At 63.7% G+C, this 14,700-nt stretch carries 15 protein-coding genes; 4 read left to right on the plus strand and 11 right to left on the minus strand.

Translation table 11 applies throughout. From position 1 onward, the window contains the following. Positions 1-37: 37 nt before the first annotated feature. The 5 genes from RM190_RS12070 to RM190_RS12090 all read right to left on the minus strand — a co-directional run bounded on the left by RM190_RS12070 (position 38) and on the right by RM190_RS12090 (position 5,538). Positions 38-1,357 carry a Zn-dependent hydrolase gene (locus RM190_RS12070; protein WP_311759700.1) on the minus strand — a complete coding sequence of 440 codons (1,320 nt, stop codon included), beginning with the start codon at positions 1,355-1,357 and terminating at the stop codon, positions 38-40. Further along, a complete protein-coding gene (locus RM190_RS12075; protein WP_311759701.1) occupies positions 1,330-2,295 on the minus strand; it encodes a dihydroorotate dehydrogenase in 966 nt (321 codons plus the stop codon). The genes RM190_RS12070 and RM190_RS12075 overlap by 28 nt, the downstream gene beginning before the upstream one ends. Next, entirely contained in the window at positions 2,292-3,158 is an 867-nt protein-coding gene (locus tag RM190_RS12080) for a dihydroorotate dehydrogenase electron transfer subunit (RefSeq protein ID WP_311759702.1), read from the minus strand. The genes RM190_RS12075 and RM190_RS12080 overlap by 4 nt, the downstream gene beginning before the upstream one ends. Positions 3,159-3,170: 12 nt before the next feature. Next, entirely contained in the window at positions 3,171-4,415 is a 1,245-nt protein-coding gene (locus tag RM190_RS12085; protein WP_311759703.1) for an MFS transporter, read from the minus strand. Between the two features lie 226 nt (positions 4,416-4,641). Then, positions 4,642-5,538 (minus strand): helix-turn-helix domain-containing protein, encoded by an 897-nt coding sequence (locus RM190_RS12090; RefSeq protein ID WP_311759704.1) that lies wholly within the window; start codon positions 5,536-5,538, stop codon positions 4,642-4,644. Positions 5,539-5,909: 371 nt separating this feature from the next. On the opposite strand from RM190_RS12090, the gene RM190_RS12095 reads away from it, so the two are divergent. Continuing rightward, positions 5,910-7,310, plus strand: a complete 1,401-nt coding sequence (locus RM190_RS12095; RefSeq protein ID WP_311759705.1) for a DUF1254 domain-containing protein — start codon at positions 5,910-5,912, stop codon at positions 7,308-7,310. 33 nt (positions 7,311-7,343) lie between these two features. Here RM190_RS12095 and RM190_RS12100 read toward each other — a convergent pair whose 3' ends face one another. Then, positions 7,344-8,234, minus strand: coding sequence for a LysR family transcriptional regulator (locus tag RM190_RS12100; RefSeq protein ID WP_311759706.1), 891 nt, complete (start codon positions 8,232-8,234; stop codon positions 7,344-7,346). Between the two features lie 170 nt (positions 8,235-8,404). On the opposite strand from RM190_RS12100, the gene RM190_RS12105 reads away from it, so the two are divergent. Beyond that, positions 8,405-9,301, plus strand: a complete 897-nt coding sequence (locus tag RM190_RS12105) for a DMT family transporter (RefSeq protein ID WP_311759707.1) — start codon at positions 8,405-8,407, stop codon at positions 9,299-9,301. A 52-nt stretch (positions 9,302-9,353) separates the two neighbouring features. Here the strand turns inward: RM190_RS12105 and RM190_RS12110 are convergent, their stop codons facing one another. After that, on the minus strand, positions 9,354-9,644 hold the full coding sequence (locus RM190_RS12110; RefSeq protein ID WP_311759708.1) for a hypothetical protein: 291 nt from the start codon (positions 9,642-9,644) through the stop codon (positions 9,354-9,356). Positions 9,645-9,751: 107 nt separating this feature from the next. Between RM190_RS12110 and RM190_RS12115 the strand changes: the two genes are divergently transcribed. Next, positions 9,752-10,681, plus strand: coding sequence for a LysR family transcriptional regulator (locus RM190_RS12115; RefSeq protein WP_311759709.1), 930 nt, complete (start codon positions 9,752-9,754; stop codon positions 10,679-10,681). On the opposite strand, the gene RM190_RS12120 is transcribed toward RM190_RS12115, so the two are convergent. From RM190_RS12120 to RM190_RS12130, 3 genes are read right to left on the minus strand one after another with little or no spacing between them, the layout of a single operon-like run. Further along, positions 10,678-11,682, minus strand: coding sequence for a zinc-dependent alcohol dehydrogenase family protein (locus RM190_RS12120; protein WP_311759710.1), 1,005 nt, complete (start codon positions 11,680-11,682; stop codon positions 10,678-10,680). The genes RM190_RS12115 and RM190_RS12120 overlap by 4 nt on opposite strands. Before the next feature lie 32 nt (positions 11,683-11,714). Next, entirely contained in the window at positions 11,715-11,969 is a 255-nt protein-coding gene (locus RM190_RS12125; protein WP_390908330.1) for a helix-turn-helix transcriptional regulator, read from the minus strand. Continuing rightward, positions 11,903-12,556: a hypothetical protein gene (locus RM190_RS12130; protein WP_311759712.1), complete on the minus strand. Its 654-nt coding sequence runs from the start codon at positions 12,554-12,556 to the stop codon at positions 11,903-11,905. The genes RM190_RS12125 and RM190_RS12130 overlap by 67 nt, the downstream gene beginning before the upstream one ends. A 103-nt stretch (positions 12,557-12,659) precedes the next feature. Between RM190_RS12130 and RM190_RS12135 the strand changes: the two genes are divergently transcribed. Beyond that, the gene (locus RM190_RS12135; RefSeq protein WP_311759713.1) at positions 12,660-13,553 is read left to right on the plus strand and encodes a DMT family transporter; all 894 of its coding nucleotides are present in this window, start codon (positions 12,660-12,662) and stop codon (positions 13,551-13,553) included. 15 nt (positions 13,554-13,568) lie between these two features. Here the strand turns inward: RM190_RS12135 and RM190_RS12140 are convergent, their stop codons facing one another. Further along, positions 13,569-14,645, minus strand: coding sequence for an NAD(P)H-dependent flavin oxidoreductase (locus RM190_RS12140; RefSeq protein WP_311759714.1), 1,077 nt, complete (start codon positions 14,643-14,645; stop codon positions 13,569-13,571). Between the last annotated feature and the right edge of the window lie 55 nt (positions 14,646-14,700).

The following is a 14,700-nucleotide window of genomic DNA, read 5'->3' on the forward strand; positions in this document are numbered from 1 at the left end:
AAGGCACGGACTGCGCCACGATCAAGGATTTGGCGGATCATTGCAGCGCGTCGCGGATAGCGATGCGCATGACCGCGATCCCGGCCAGAAAATCGTCGATCTCCATCGCCTCTTGCGGGTTGTGCGAGCCATGTTCGTTGCGCACGAAGACCATTGCCGAGGGGATCCCCGCATTGGCGAAGACCGCCGCGTCATGCCCCGCCCCGCTGGGGATTTCCTCGGCAGGCAGGCCAAGCGCCTCGGCCGCAGATTTCAATCGCGCGATCCAGCCTGCATCCAGCAAAGCGGGTTTCGATTCAACCCGACGGTCGAACTCGAAGCTCACGCCGCGTTCCTCGCTGATCATGGCGCATTCCGAGCGGAAGATGTCGTAGAAGGTTTCCAGCGTCTCGGCATTCTGACTGCGCACCTCGAAGCTGAAACGGGTGGTGCCAGGAATGCGGGCAATGGCGTGTTCGCGCGGATCGGTCCCCATTTCACCGCAGGTGACGACAAGGTCACGCCCGCGCTCAAGCAGGGTGCGCCAATGTCGGTCCAGATGCCCGATAAGCTCGGCTGTCGCAAAGACCGCGTCACGCCGCAGCCAGCGCGGCACCGCCCCTGAATGCCCCGCCTCTCCACGGCACTCGACCGCGCGATGGCGCAGGTTGCCCCGGATCCCGGTCACGATTCCGACCGGCAGGTCGCGCGCGACCAGCACCGGGCCCTGTTCGATGTGCAGCTCGATCCAGCCTGCCACCTGTGCCGGGTCCAGCAGGTACTCGCCCCGCCGCACCCTTGCGACATCGATGCCAAGCGCGGCCATGCTGTCAGCCAGCGTGGCGCCGTGCCGGTCGCGAGCGTCAAGCTCTTCGGGGCGCAGCGCGCCCAGAAGCGCGCTCGACCCCATATATGCCCGACCAAAGCGCGAGCTTTCCTCTCCACGCAGTCCAAAGACCTTCAGGCTGCGGCGGGGGCGGAAGCCCTCGGCCTTGAACCCCGCAAGGATCGCGAGTCCCGCGATCACCCCGGCGGCACCGTCGTAGTTTCCACCCTGAGGGACGGAATCCAGATGCGACCCACAAGCAAGGAAAGGCAGCTCCGGTTCGGTCCCCTCCAGCGTGATCACAAGGTTCGCACCCGCATCGCGTTCCGTCGACAGGCCAAGCGCGCGGGCCTTATCCTCGACAATGTCCAGCGCCAGGGACTCGCGCGCGGAATAGGCTTCGCGCGTGATGCCGGTGCCGTCGAACGTGGCGGCTTGCAGGCTGTCGAACAGTTCGGATGCCAGGATGCGATCATCCTCGTCTCCGACAAAGACATTCCGACGGTCGTTCGTCGCCAGCAGGGTCATGATGCTGCGACCGGGTCGACCCATGCCAGGTCGGGTTCATCGGCCTCTTCGATCACGACGCCGCCGACCAGATCGGTGACGCGGGCAATCTCGCGGCGCATACAGAATGTGCGCAGCCCGTCGATGATCGTGGTCATGGCGGCGGGTTGCAGGAACGTGGCGGTTCCGACCTGCACCGCGCTTGCGCCGGCGAGCATGTATTCCACCGCATCCTCGGCGGTCGAGATGCCCCCGCAGCCGATGACCGGGATCCGCACTGCCCGCGCGCATTGGAAGACCTGTCGCAGCACGATGGGCTTGATCGCAGCGCCGGACAACCCACCCATGATATTCCCAAGACTGGGCTTGAAGGTCTTGAGGTCGATCGCCATCGCGAGGATCGTGTTCGAGACCACGACCGCATCCGCGCCGCTCGCCTCGGCGGCCAGTGCAATTTCGGGAACGTTCCCGGTGTTCGGGGTCAGCTTGACCCAAAGCGGCAGATGCGTCGCTGCGCGCAGCGCCTTGGTCACGCGTTCGGTCGAGTCGGCACGCATGGCGAAGGCCTTGCCGTCCTCCTCGATATTCGGGCACGAGATATTTGCCTCGATCGCGGCGATGCCCGGAACGGCGCTCAGTTCCGCGGCAAGGCTGGCAAACCCCTCGCTGGTCGGGGCCGAGATGCTGACGACCAGCGGCGTGTCAAAGGGCCGGTAATGCGGCAGGGTCGTATTCACGAAATACGGAACGCCCTTGGACGGAATGCCGATGGCGTTGATCAGGCTTCCGGGCTGCTCGACGACTCTCGGAAGCGGATTGCCGGTGCGCAGTTCGCGCGTGATCGTCTTGGTGACGAAAGCGCCCAGCCGGTTGAAATCCATGACCTTTTCCAGCCCTTCGGCAAAGGTGCCAGAGGCGGGCATCACCGGATTTCTAAGCCGCAGGCCGCCGATATCGACGGACAGGTCGACATTCATGCTCATGGCAGGGCCTCCATCAGGTCGAAGACCGGCCCGTCCCAACACACGCGGCGGTTGACGATCTCTCCGTTGACGTTGAAATCGCGGACGCAGCAATAGCACAGGCCAATGCCGCAGGCCATTTGCTGCTCCATCGCGACCTGGCCGGGCAAGCCGTATTCCTGCGCCAACCGCTGCTGCACCCGCATCAGGCGGCTGGAGCCGCAGGTGTAGAATGCGTCGCACCGCCCCTCGGCGATCAAGCCGCGAAGGATGCGTTCGACATTGGCGGGGCCGCTGGTCTGTTCCTGGTCCGTGACGACGACGACATCCGCGCCTTCGTCACGGAACAGGTCCACCGAGATCACCAGATCGGGGCGCCGGGCACTGAAGACAGCCGTCACCTTCGTACCGTTCAGGCGCGCCGCACGAGCCAGCGGTGCCAACGTGGCCAACCCCGCGCCGCGGCCAACGGCGACGATGTGGCGAAGACCGGGGTTCAGCGTGTAGCCGACGCCCAGCGGGCCCATGATGTCCAGCCGGTCCCCCGGCTTCAACATGTCCAGCCCTCGCGTTCCTGCGCCCGTGACCTTATAGAGAAACTCGACCTGCCCCTTGTCGGGGAACGCGCCATAAAGGCTCATGGGACGGCGAAGATAGGGCGCCTCGCCCGGCGGCTGCGGACACAGCAGCTGGAAGAACTGGCCCGGCTGCGCGGCGGCAGCCTCGGCGCTGCAACTCACCACCAGATGCCGGTATTCGCCATTGACGGGGTGATTGCGGATCACCTCGGCCAATTCGGCCACGATGCTGGGGGACCAGGGCGCGCAGGAGCACCCCCCGGTCGATTTGTCCATGGCGCCAGGCAAGGTCGTCGTCGATCCCATGACAGCCTCCGGTCAGTCCAGTTGCGCGCCGCGGCGCTCGGGGATCAGCAACCACATCGCAAAGAAGTCGAGCAGATACAGCGCCGCCAGCATCGCGATCGCTGCCTGGAAGCTCCAGGCCGCCGCAATGGCGCCGACGACCAGCGGGCCAAAACCGCCCACGGCACGGCCGATGTTGAACAGGACGTTCTGGGCCGTCGCTCGGGCAGAGGTCGGATAAAGCTCGCTGATAAGCGCGCCATAGCCACCGATCATGCCGTTGACGAAGAAGCCCATCACCGCGCCGACGACCAGCAATTCGTTGGGATTGCTCAGGCGCGAATAGATCAGCACCATCACGGTCGCCATCAGCATGTAAGTGAAGAAGGTCGGACGGCGGCCGATGCGGTCTGCCATGTGGCCAAAGCAGAAGATGCCCGCGACCATGCCCAGGATCGTGACCGAGGTCCAGATTGCCGACTGGGTCAGCGCAAACCCGAACTGGGTGGCGAGATAGTTCGGCATCCAGATCATCACGCCGTAATAGCCGAAGTTCTGGACCGAGCACAGGATGACCATGCCAAGGCTCAGCTTGGTCGTCTCCCTGTCTTTGATCAGCAGTTTCAGGGCGGATTCGCGCGGGGCGTCCTTGGATTTCGCGACGAAGACCTCGGGCTCGTGCAGCGAATGGCGGATCCAGTAGGCCGCGACCGCCGGGAAGATCCCAAGGGCGAACATGCCCCGCCACCCGATGGTCGGCAACAGCATCGGCGTCACCACCGCTGCGGCCAGCACGCCCGTCTGCCAGCCAAGCGCGACATAGGACGATGCCCGCGCCCGCTTGTTGGCGGGCCATGCCTCGGCCACCAGCGCCATGCCGATACCGAATTCACCGCCAAGACCGATGCCCGCAATCGTGCGATAGGCCAGCAGATCCCAATAGCCCTGCGCCAAGGCGCACAGTCCGGTGAAGACGGCAAACAGCACGATGGTCCAGGTCAGGACGCGAATACGCCCGACGCGATCCGACAGCATGCCGAAGCCGATCCCGCCCAGCACCGCGCCGACCAGCGTCGCCGTGACCAGCGAGGCGGCCTGCGCTTGCGAAAGCGCCAGATCGGCTGCGATGGATTTCAGCATGAAGCCAAGGATCAGCAGGTCGAAGCCGTCCATTGCATAGCCGATAGCCGCGCCCCACAGGGCCTTGCGGGCCTTGGCATCCACCTGCGTCGGTGGTGCGCCCGTGCGCTCTTGGCCCAGAATCTCGTTAGTCGCCATAGCGGCCCCCCCAGTAAAAATGGCAGAGCGAGCGTTCCCAAAAGGCGCGCCCGTCTTGTGCAGGGCCTTGCGGCGGCAATGAGGAAATGGCTGAAGCTCTGCTGATGCTTCTGGATCTGACGCTACTCTCAGCAAGTATCAAATTCAAGATCGCTCTCAAAATTGAGATTTCCTTGAAAAGCGTAATTCAGTCCGAAGGTTATGAATGCCCGCAAGGGCGTTCGCGTCAGCTGTCGAGAGCGGCGGTGCGGTCCAGTACGCCCCGCAGGATACGAATCGCAGATTCGCCCCGATGCGAACGGCGCCACATGTCTTCCGTCAGGCGTTCGTAAAGGCGCACCGGCTCGGCATCGCTGGTCACCATCGCCACACCCGAGCGAAGGTTGGGAAGATCACCAGTCAGGCGGAATGGACTTATGCAAACCAAGGCCTTGCCGCTGCGACGGAAGGTCTGGAACGTAAGGTTCGGCAGGGTCGAATCGATCACGCCGATCTGCACGCCCATCGGCTCGGTTTCAATCAGCGAGATCAGGTGCTCGACTTCGCGACGGGCGGCCAGACGGCGTTCGACCTGAATATCAGCGAGCAGGTCGAACCTTCCGACCACGCCGGTGCGCAACCAGCGTTCGACCTCGGGCGCGCTGACAAAGTTGATGACACTCAGCCTGCGCTTGGCGCGGGCACGTTTGCGTTCTTCAAGTATGGCCATGATCGCGTCGACCTCGGCCATTTCACCATGGGTCGGACTATTGCCCGATTCCGCTTCCAGCAACGCCTGTCGCAGCGGGGCCATATAGGCGTCCGAGGTCAGCAGATACGACGTCGGCGGGAAATAGGCGATGACCTGATCCGCGTCTTCCTCGGCCTGCCGCATCCGTTCGAAATAGCTGAGAACATTGTCGTAATACTCGACCCCCGCGCCGAGTAGCGAGGCGACGCTGGTTTCCAGCAGGCTCGCCAGCTTTTCCAGCGTCTCGATCTTGACGACTCCGCCACCCTCGATCCGATAGACCGCAGCGCGCGAGATGCCCAAGGCATCGGCCACCGCTTCGGCCGCAAGGCCCCGGCCCAAGCGATATGCCTTCAGTCGCTGGCCGATCTGGTGGAAGTCAATCGAGGTCATGTTCATCTCGCCCGTGAAACATGTCTCATTTTATAGACGAGCCGTGGCGATTGATAGGCATCTCCTCCCCAAAAGGAGCCCAGATACATCTCAACGGCATTGACCCGCCGAACTTCAGTACCGTGGGCGAGCTGGCGAGGAATGATCGACCCAAGGACCGCAGACAATTCCCCACATTTGGCCAAGGCGGGTCAGGTCCAAGAGAAATGAGAGGCTCATTCCTTCAGACAAGATCATGCGCGGCAAGAAGAAATCCATCTTGATAGGACAAAGCGAGAAAGCGCAGCTCTAACCCCGTCAGGATCATTCCAAGCGAATTGACTCGGTGCGCCCGGCACCCACAATAGTGCTGTCACCTGTGGAGGCTCGTCATGAAATACGCGTTTGCCGGCGCGCTGGCGTTGGGTTTCCTTGCACTCCCCGCCTGGTCCCAGAATGGGGCCTTGCCCCTGGATCAGCAGATGGTCGAACGGCGTGGGGTCGAGGCGATGATCTGGGGTATGCCGGCGGTCAACGCCGACCTGATGCGGCAAGAAATGCTGTCGCGCACCGAGGCAAAGCAGAACGACATCCTGTTCTGGTCGCGACCTGCTGACTGGCAGAACCAGACTCTGACACCGAACCCGGATTCAATCTATTTCATGTCCTTCTGGAACGTGAAGGACGGGCCGATCGTGATCGAGGTGCCGCCAGCCGATGGCGGCTCGATCGCGGGCAATATCGTCGATGCCTGGCAGATGCCGCTTGAGGATGCCGGCCCGGAAGGGGCCGACCAGGGCAAGGGCGGGAAATACCTGATCCTGCCGCCGGGCTATCAGGAAACCGTGCCCGAGGGCTACGTGGTCCTGCCCTCAGCCACGTTCACGGGCTTCACGCTTCTGCGGTCGAACATGACCAGCCATGCTGAGGAAGACATCGCCAAGGCCGTGGCCTATGGCAAGCGGATCGCCGTCTATCCGCTGACGCAGGCCGAGAACCCGCCCGCGACGAAATTCGTCGATGCGTCCGGCGCGATGTTCGATGCCACGATCCGTTATGACGCAAGCTTCTATGCCAATCTTGACCGCGTGGTGCAGACCGAGCCTTGGCTGGAGCGGGATCGCGCCATGATCGACCAGTTGCGCGCCATCGGCATCCAGAAGGGCAAGCCCTATGCACCCGACGCGGCAACGACCAAGGTCTTGGACCAGGCTGCCAAACAGGCGCATGCGTGGCTTTCGGCCGAATATGACAAGGGCTTTCCCGTCATGAACGAGGGCATCGGCTGGTTTCCAGCGGCCCGAGCAGATTTCGTGAAGGCAGTGCAAAGCAGCTATGGCGACCGCGACGAATACCCGGTCGATGCGCGCGGTGTTACCTATACGCTGGGATTTACCGGCATCAAGCGGATCGGCACCGCGCAATTCTACCTGATGACCAGCAAAGACAAGGACGGGGCGGCCCTTGATGGTGCGGGAACCTATCGCCTGACGGTTCCAGCCAACGCACCTGTCGAACACTACTGGTCGGTGACGGCCTATGACCGGGAAACCCATGCACTAATCCATGAAATGGACCGCGCCAGCATCGCTTCGATCACCGAGGGGGTGGAGACCAATGCCGACGGCTCGGTCGATGTCTATTTCGGCCCGGACGCACCTGAGGGCAAAGAGTCGAACTGGGTTCCCACCGACCCCAAGGGCAAGTTCGAGTTGCTTTTCCGCCTCTACGGACCGCAAAAACCGCTCTTCGACAAAAGCTGGAAACTGCCCGATGCCGAACGCCTTCAATAGCGCGAAGCACCGGGCAACGCCGGATCGGGATCTTCAAACCGCCAAAGAAAGCCCGCCATAGCGGCTGATCTCGGCCTCGATTCCCGTGACAAGGCTGTCGAGCGCCGGGTTTCTTGCCTTTCTCGCGCGCCGAATGACATAGGCCAGCGCGGGCGGGGCGGGAAAGCGGTCCGAGAGGATCTGCATTTCGGGACGCAGATGGCGTTCGTTCAGCAGCGCGACGCCAAGACCCGCACTGACGGCGGCGACGATCCCGGCCGCGCTTGTGCATTCGAAGACCGTTTCCAGCGCCGCCCCGCCATCCTGCCCAATATCCAGCGCCCAGCGGCGATAGAAGCAATCATCGTCGAAGGACAGGAACGGGATCATGCCATTCCCGGCAAGGACCAGCCCGGGCGACTTCACCCAATGAAGCGCCTCGCGGAACAGGACGATATCGGTCGGGCGCACCTCATGGGCAAAGACCTGGACGATGGCCGCGTCAAGTTCTCCCCGGTCCAGCATGGCGCGCAGCACCAGGCTCATACGGACCTTCGTGCGGACCGTAACCTGAGGATGCAACCTGCGGAACCGCCCCAGAATACGGGCAAGATCCGAGCAGCTTGTATCCTCGGTCAGGCCCAGAAGGATGCGCCCCGCAATCTCGGTCCGGGTCAGGCCAAGCAGCGCTTCGTCATGCAACGCCAGAATTCGCCCGGCATAGTCGAGCAGTTCTTCACCCAACGCGGTGAAGGTCGGCGCGCCTTGCCGGCGGTTCAGAAGCTCGCAATCAAGGCTGGCTTCCAGTCGCTTGATCTTGTGGCTGACCGCTGATTGCGTCAGGCCAAGCGCCTCGGCCGCGCGGGTGATCCCGCCATGCTGCCGGATCGCGCGAAGTGTCCGCAATGCGTCGATATCAAGGCGTCTGGTGTTCAAGTCCGTCATGACCATTCTCCTTGCCCGTATGGTTACAACATGACGACCTGAGTTGGATCGTGCAAGTCAATATGACCAGCTGTGCATATATATCATGCTAGCATCGAAATTTGTCATGTGCGAAGGGTGTGCATCTTCACTATGTCGGATCGGCAACCCCTGATGTGCGAGCCACGACCATGACCGACCTTGCCCCGACCTGCACGCCTCAAAGGCATCCGCTGCTGTGGCCTGCGATGGCGGCCCTGCTGATCTTTGGTTGGAGTTCGGGATTCATCGGGATCCGCTATGCGAATGAAGAGGCCAGCGTCTTCCTGCTGCTTTTCTGGCGCACGCTTTTGTCTGGGCTGATCCTGTTGCCTTTTGCGCTGGCCTTTGGCCCCCGGCTTGGCCTTCGCGCGGTGATGGCCCAGATGGGGTTCGGCGTTATGGCGGTATTCCTGTATCTGGGTGGCTTCGCGCTGGCGATCGAGCAGCGCGTGCCGACGGGCCTTGTCGCGTTGATCTCGGACCTGCTGCCGCTGGCGATCGCCGCTTTGTCCCAACCCTTGCTGAAAGAGCGGCTGACCGCCCGGCAATGGCTGGGGACGGGCATTGCGGTCGCTGGTGTCCTGACCGTCTCGTTCGACAGCCTGAGCTTTGGCGCAGCACCGCTTTGGGCCTATGGGATTACCGTCGGATCGATGCTGGTCTTTGCGTTTGCGTCTGTGCTGCACAAGGGCCGCAAGGCGCTGCATATCCCTGTCCACCAAAGCCTGTGCATCCACACCCTGACCGGGTCGGTCCTGTTCGGCATCTGCGCACTGCTGGCGGGGGACGGACTTTCCCCGCCGATGACGGGCAAGTTTGCCTTTGGCATCGCCTGGCTAGTGCTGATCGGAACCTTTGCCGCCTATTCCGTCTATTACACCAGCCTGAGGATGTTTCCCGCCGCCAAGGTCAGCGCCGCAATCTATCTCAGCCCGCCGGTCACGATGCTTTGGGCGTGGGCGCTGTTCGACGAACCGCTGACGGCAACGATGTTCGTGGGGCTTGCGATCACGCTGGCCGGGGTCTGGCTGACGTCGCGCGACTGAATCGCCGGGGCGGGCCGGGTTTTTTCCCGGCAACGCCCCGCCGGCACTGCCTTCAGTTCATCGCGGCTTGCGTGACGACAGGCGTTTGCGGCGCCGCGACCCAGCGCACCGCACCCGGAACGGCAAACCCACCCTGGGCATAGACACCGCGCATATCCGTCGCGCGGCCGACGGTTTTCAGCAACATCGCGTCGGTTGTCTTTACGACATGGATGGCCTGCGGCTGGGTCGCGGCGGGAACTTGACGCCCGTTCTGCTGCTCGGCCGCGAACGAGGCACCGGCGATAATCGGCGAAAGAGAGGCGGCAACGGCAACAACCGTCGCAAAATTGCGAATACGCATGATCTGGAATCCATCTGCTGAGGGGTAATCTGTGTCGTGTGGATATGTCGCTGGACACGGCATGAATCAAATTGATACGATTCATTGTGGATATCGATCACGTTCATTTGTCAGGTCTCGACCTGAATCTGCTGGTCACGCTGGACATCCTGCTGTCCGAACAAAGCGTGACCCGAGCCGCCGCGCGCATGGGCGTCACCCAATCCGCGATGAGCCATTCATTGGCGCGGCTACGACTGGTCTTCGGTGACGAGCTGCTGACGCGCGTGCCGCAGGGCATGCGGCCCACGCCGCGCGCACGCGAATTGCATGGCAGGCTGCGCGATGTCCTGAACGCCGTGCAGGGCCTGACGGCGCGGCCGCAGGCATTTGATCCGGCCACGGCGGATATCCTGTTCACCCTTGGCACGGCGGATTCGACCGAGGCGTTGATGATGCCGGGCCTGCTGGCGCGATTTCAGCAGACTGCACCGGGCGTCCGGTTCCTGCTTCGCAACATCGACCGGCAGCGTGTTCTGGAGGATCTGGACAGCGGCCGCATCGACATGGCCATTGGCGTTTTCGACGATGGCCGGATGCATCACAAGCGCCGCGTCCTGCACCGGGACCGCTACATGTGCGTCTATAACCCGCGCCTGCTGGACCTGCCGGACGGGATCACGCTTCAGGACTATGTCCGCCTGCCGCATCTTCTGACCAGTCTGGTCGAAACTCCTGTCGGCGTAGTCGATGATGCGCTGGCCAAGCTGGGCCTGACGCGGCGGGTGGTGATGACGACACCGCGCTTTGCCGCCATTCCCTTCGTCCTGCAACAGGCGCCGGTCATCGCGACCATGCATGCCCGAGTCGCCGCTTTCTTCGCGGAAAGCATTGGCCTGTGCCTGTGCCCGCCCCCGGTCGAACTGGAGGAGGTCGCGATCTCGATGATCTGGCACAGTTCAAACGACAATGTCCCGGCGCATCGCTGGCTGCGCGAGCAGATCGTCGACTTGCGCAAGACCGCGCAGGCGGCCGCGGCAGACCCGCTCCGCCCCTAGGTCGTGACCACGACCTTTCCGAATTGCTGGCCGCTTTCCAGATAGGCATGGGCCTCGGCAATCCGGTCCAACGGAAAGCTGCGGTCGATCCGCGGCGCGATGAAGCCCGCAGCGGCGCCCTTGGCAAGAAACTCCTGCGCGCGGGTCAGCGCGTCCGGATCATCCGTTACCTCGGTATACAGGTATCCGCGCAGGTTCAGGCTTTTGCGCAATGCGAGCTTCAGCGGAAAAGGCGTCGGATCGGGGCTAAGGGCGCCGTGAAGGATGATGGTGCCACGTGGCAGCATCGCCTCGGCGATTGCGGTGATCTGTGGACCACCCACCGCGTCGAAAGCGGCGTGGATCCCATCCGGCGCGATCGTCGCAAGGCTTTGGCCCAGATCCTCGTTCGTGGTGACGATCACAGCCTCGGCGCCAGCCTGCAGCAGCGGTTCCCGCAGGCTGTCCAGCAGGACCGTTCCAATCGGAACGGCCCCCACTGTCCGCGCGATCTGGATCGCCGCCAGCCCGACAGTCGTATTCGCGGCGGTGATCAGGACGCGCTGGCCCTTGGCGATGCGGCAGACTTCGATCAGCGCGCCGTAAGGCGTGCCATAGGACATCCACAGCGCAGCGGCCTGCAGATCGTCAAAGCCGGGCGGACAAGGCACGACACGCGTTGCCGGAACATTCGCCCAATCCGCGCAGACGCCATGCCGGGCAAGCGAAGCACCGGGGACAACATTCACCCGCTGTCCGACGCAAAAGCCGCTGACCTCTTCGCCGAGGCCAGTGATCTCGCCCACCGCCTCGAAACCCAGCCGGGATGGAAGCACGGCCTTTTCGATATAGGTGTTGCGGCGGAACATGACGTCGGCACGGTTCAGCCCGATCGCGCGGACCCGGATCGCGACCTCGCCCGGAGGCGGTGGCATGGGTGACATATGGTCGATGCGCAGCACGTCCGGCCCGCCAAACGCATGGATGCGGACGACCCGATCCGCGACCGGAACTGAACCCATTCGCCTTCCCCCCTCGTCCCGATTTCCTCTGCTTACATACCCGCACGCGCAAGGGCGCGATACTCGGCCGGAGTCCGGCCCGCCAGCTTGCGAAAGGCGCGGGTCAGATGACTTTGGCTGGAAAATCCGCAGGCAAACGCGACCTGCGCGATCGGCATCGCTCCGCGCAGCAAATGCCGGGCACGTCCGACCCGCCGCTCGGTGATCCAGGCATGGGGCGTCATGCCACGCGCCAGGTGGAACATCCGGTGGAAATGAAAGTCTGACAGTCCGGCAAGGTCCGCCATGTCCTCCAGATGGATGACCCGTCCAGATGAGCCTCGATCCAATCGTCGATCCGGCGCAGGACATGCGGGGAAAGTCCGCTGCGCAATGGCAGATTCTGGCGGGCAAAGCCGCCGATCATCGCGGCCAGCGCGGATTCCGCCAGCAAAGGGTCATCATTTTCCGCAGCGCGGGACAGTTGCCGCAGGCCGGATGCCAGTCCCGCATCCTCTGCAAAGGTTGCTTCGTGCAGGTCCATCAGGCGTGCGTCGCAGTCATGGGTTGCCGCGAACCCGCCGCGCAGCCGCGCATCCGAGATATACAGATGAACGAAACGGAACGGGGCCGTGATCTCCCATTCCGAACCGCAGCCTTCGGGCATCACGCAGACCGCGCCCGGACGACCCGAGATCCCGCCCGCGTCCAGCCGGCGCGTCCCGGTTCCGCCCTCCAGATACAGGCTGAAGGTGTGGTTTTCCGGCGCGTCATAGCGCACGCGACCGTGGCTGTTTTCCCAGACCGCAACCGAGCAGCCCGCCCCAAGATCAAGGCGCGCGATGGTATGTGCGGTGGGCGAGCGCCCAAGGAAATCGTGAACCGATTGACGCATGGGCCATGGTTAGCCCCAGCCGCCGCGTGACGAAAGAGCCAGGCACCATTTCACCGCAAGAACGTGCAAAACAGACGAGACGAAAATCGCTAATCGCAGCGGCATGAGCACGATTTTCCTTTTTGCCGCCACCGTCCTGATCTGGGGTTCGACATGGATCGCGATTTCCGCACAGGTCGGAAGCGTTCCCCTTGTCCAGTCGATCTTTCTGCGCTTCGCCGTTGCCGCCATCATCATGCTGGCGGGGCTGGCCGCATTGGGCCGGCTGAAACGCCCGGCCCAGTGGCGCTTCGTCATCGCACAGGCCCTGTGCCTGTTCTGTTTCAACTTCGTCGGCCTTTACCACGCTGCGGCCTTGATGCCTTCGGGGCTGGTGTCGGTCGTCTTCTCACTGGCTTCTATCCTGAACGCGGCCAATGCGCGCATCTTCTTCGGGGACCGGATCACCCCGCGCACGATCTGCGCCGGCGTGATCGGCGTTCTGGGACTGGCGCTTCTGTTCCGCGATGACCTCACCGGCACGGCAAACCTGCAGACCCTGCGCGGGATCGGCTGGGCACTGCTTGGGACCATGATGTTCTCGCTGGGCAACATGGCGTCGCGCCGCAATGCCCAGTTGGGCGTGACGCCGACGACGGCAAACGCCTGGGGCATGGGCATCGGGGCGCTGGTGCTGCTGGCGCTGGTCGGTCTGTCCGGGCAGGGCATGGTCTGGCCCGAAACCGGGCGTTACTGGGTTGCCTTGGCCTATCTGTCGGTGATCGGCACGGTGATCGGCTTCACGACCTATCTTCTGCTGGTCGCGCGGCTTGGATCGGCGCGCGCCGGATATGCGACCGTGGTGTTTCCGGTCGTGGCCCTGCTGCTGTCGACCTTTTACGAAGGCTATCACTGGACGCCAAGCGCAGCAGCCGGGCTATGCCTGACCTTGCTGGGCAATGTGGTGATGTTTGGCCGGGGACTGCCCCTGCCCCGAGGCATGAAGCGCGCGACCTAGCCGCGGAACTTGCCCTCAGGCAGGCAGGGACGATGCGCGCACGCCCATCTCTCTGACCAGCATCGCGACCAGATCCCGGGCGGGCAGGAAGCGGGCGCGCGATGCCTCGGCCCCCGACCATTGTGCGCCATACCCGCTTTCACCCCGCGCCTTCGCCGCCGCATTCAGCGCCTTGCCAAGGTCATAGGTGCATGGATAGGCCGGGATCTCTGCCGCGGGAATGTCCGAGGCCCAGTCGGTGAACCGGTTCGACAGGCAGCGTGCCGGTCGGCCGGAAATCGCGCGCACCATCCGGGTCGTGCCGCCCTGCCGCAGCCGTTCGCGATAGGGCTGGTCGGCCGCGGATTCCGGGCAGCCGACAAACGCCGTGCCAAGCTGCGCGGCAACGGCACCGGCGTCGAGCGCGCGGCGGACGTCCCCACCATCCATGATCCCCCCGGCCGCGATGACCGGCAATCGGATGTCCCGGACCAATTGGCGGGTCAGGTCGCGGGTGGACAGGCGCTCATCCAGCCCGTCCGGATCGAAGATGCCGCGATGACCGCCAGCCTCCCAGCCCTGGGCAATGACCGCGTGCAGGCCAGCCCGCTCGACCTGCCGCGCCTCGGCAAGCGAGGTTGCGCTGCCCATCAAGGTCAGCCCCGCCTCGCGCATGGCCGTGATCTGATGTGGCAGGGGAAGGCCGAAATGGAAGCTGACGACAGCGGGCCGAAGATCCAGCACCAGCCGCAGGAAATCATCCCCGTTGCGGAAGCTGTCATAGATTTCGTGCAATTCCGCGGGCGGCGCCGCCTCGAACTCTGCGAAAAGCGGCGCGGTCCGGCGAATCCATGCGTCCTCGACCTGGCGGTTGCGGCGCGCCGGCTCGTGACAAAAGAAGTTCACATTGAATGGCGCGCGGGTCCTGCCCTGCAACTCGACAATGGCATCACGGGCGGCGGCCGGGTCTGCGGCCCCCAGCCCAAGTGCCCCAAGTCCGCCCGCATCTGACACGGTGGCCGCAAGCCTTGGCGTGGACACCCCAGCCATCGGGGCCTGAAATATCGGCAGGTCGATGGGGACCAGGCGAGACAAGATGGCGGTCGGCGTCATGGAATGCTCCTTGCAGCTGAAACCGACCATGCGCTTGCGGTGGGGGGACATCAAC

This window comes from Paracoccus broussonetiae (genome assembly GCF_031854425.1).
GTDB lineage: Bacteria > Pseudomonadota > Alphaproteobacteria > Rhodobacterales > Rhodobacteraceae > Paracoccus > Paracoccus broussonetiae.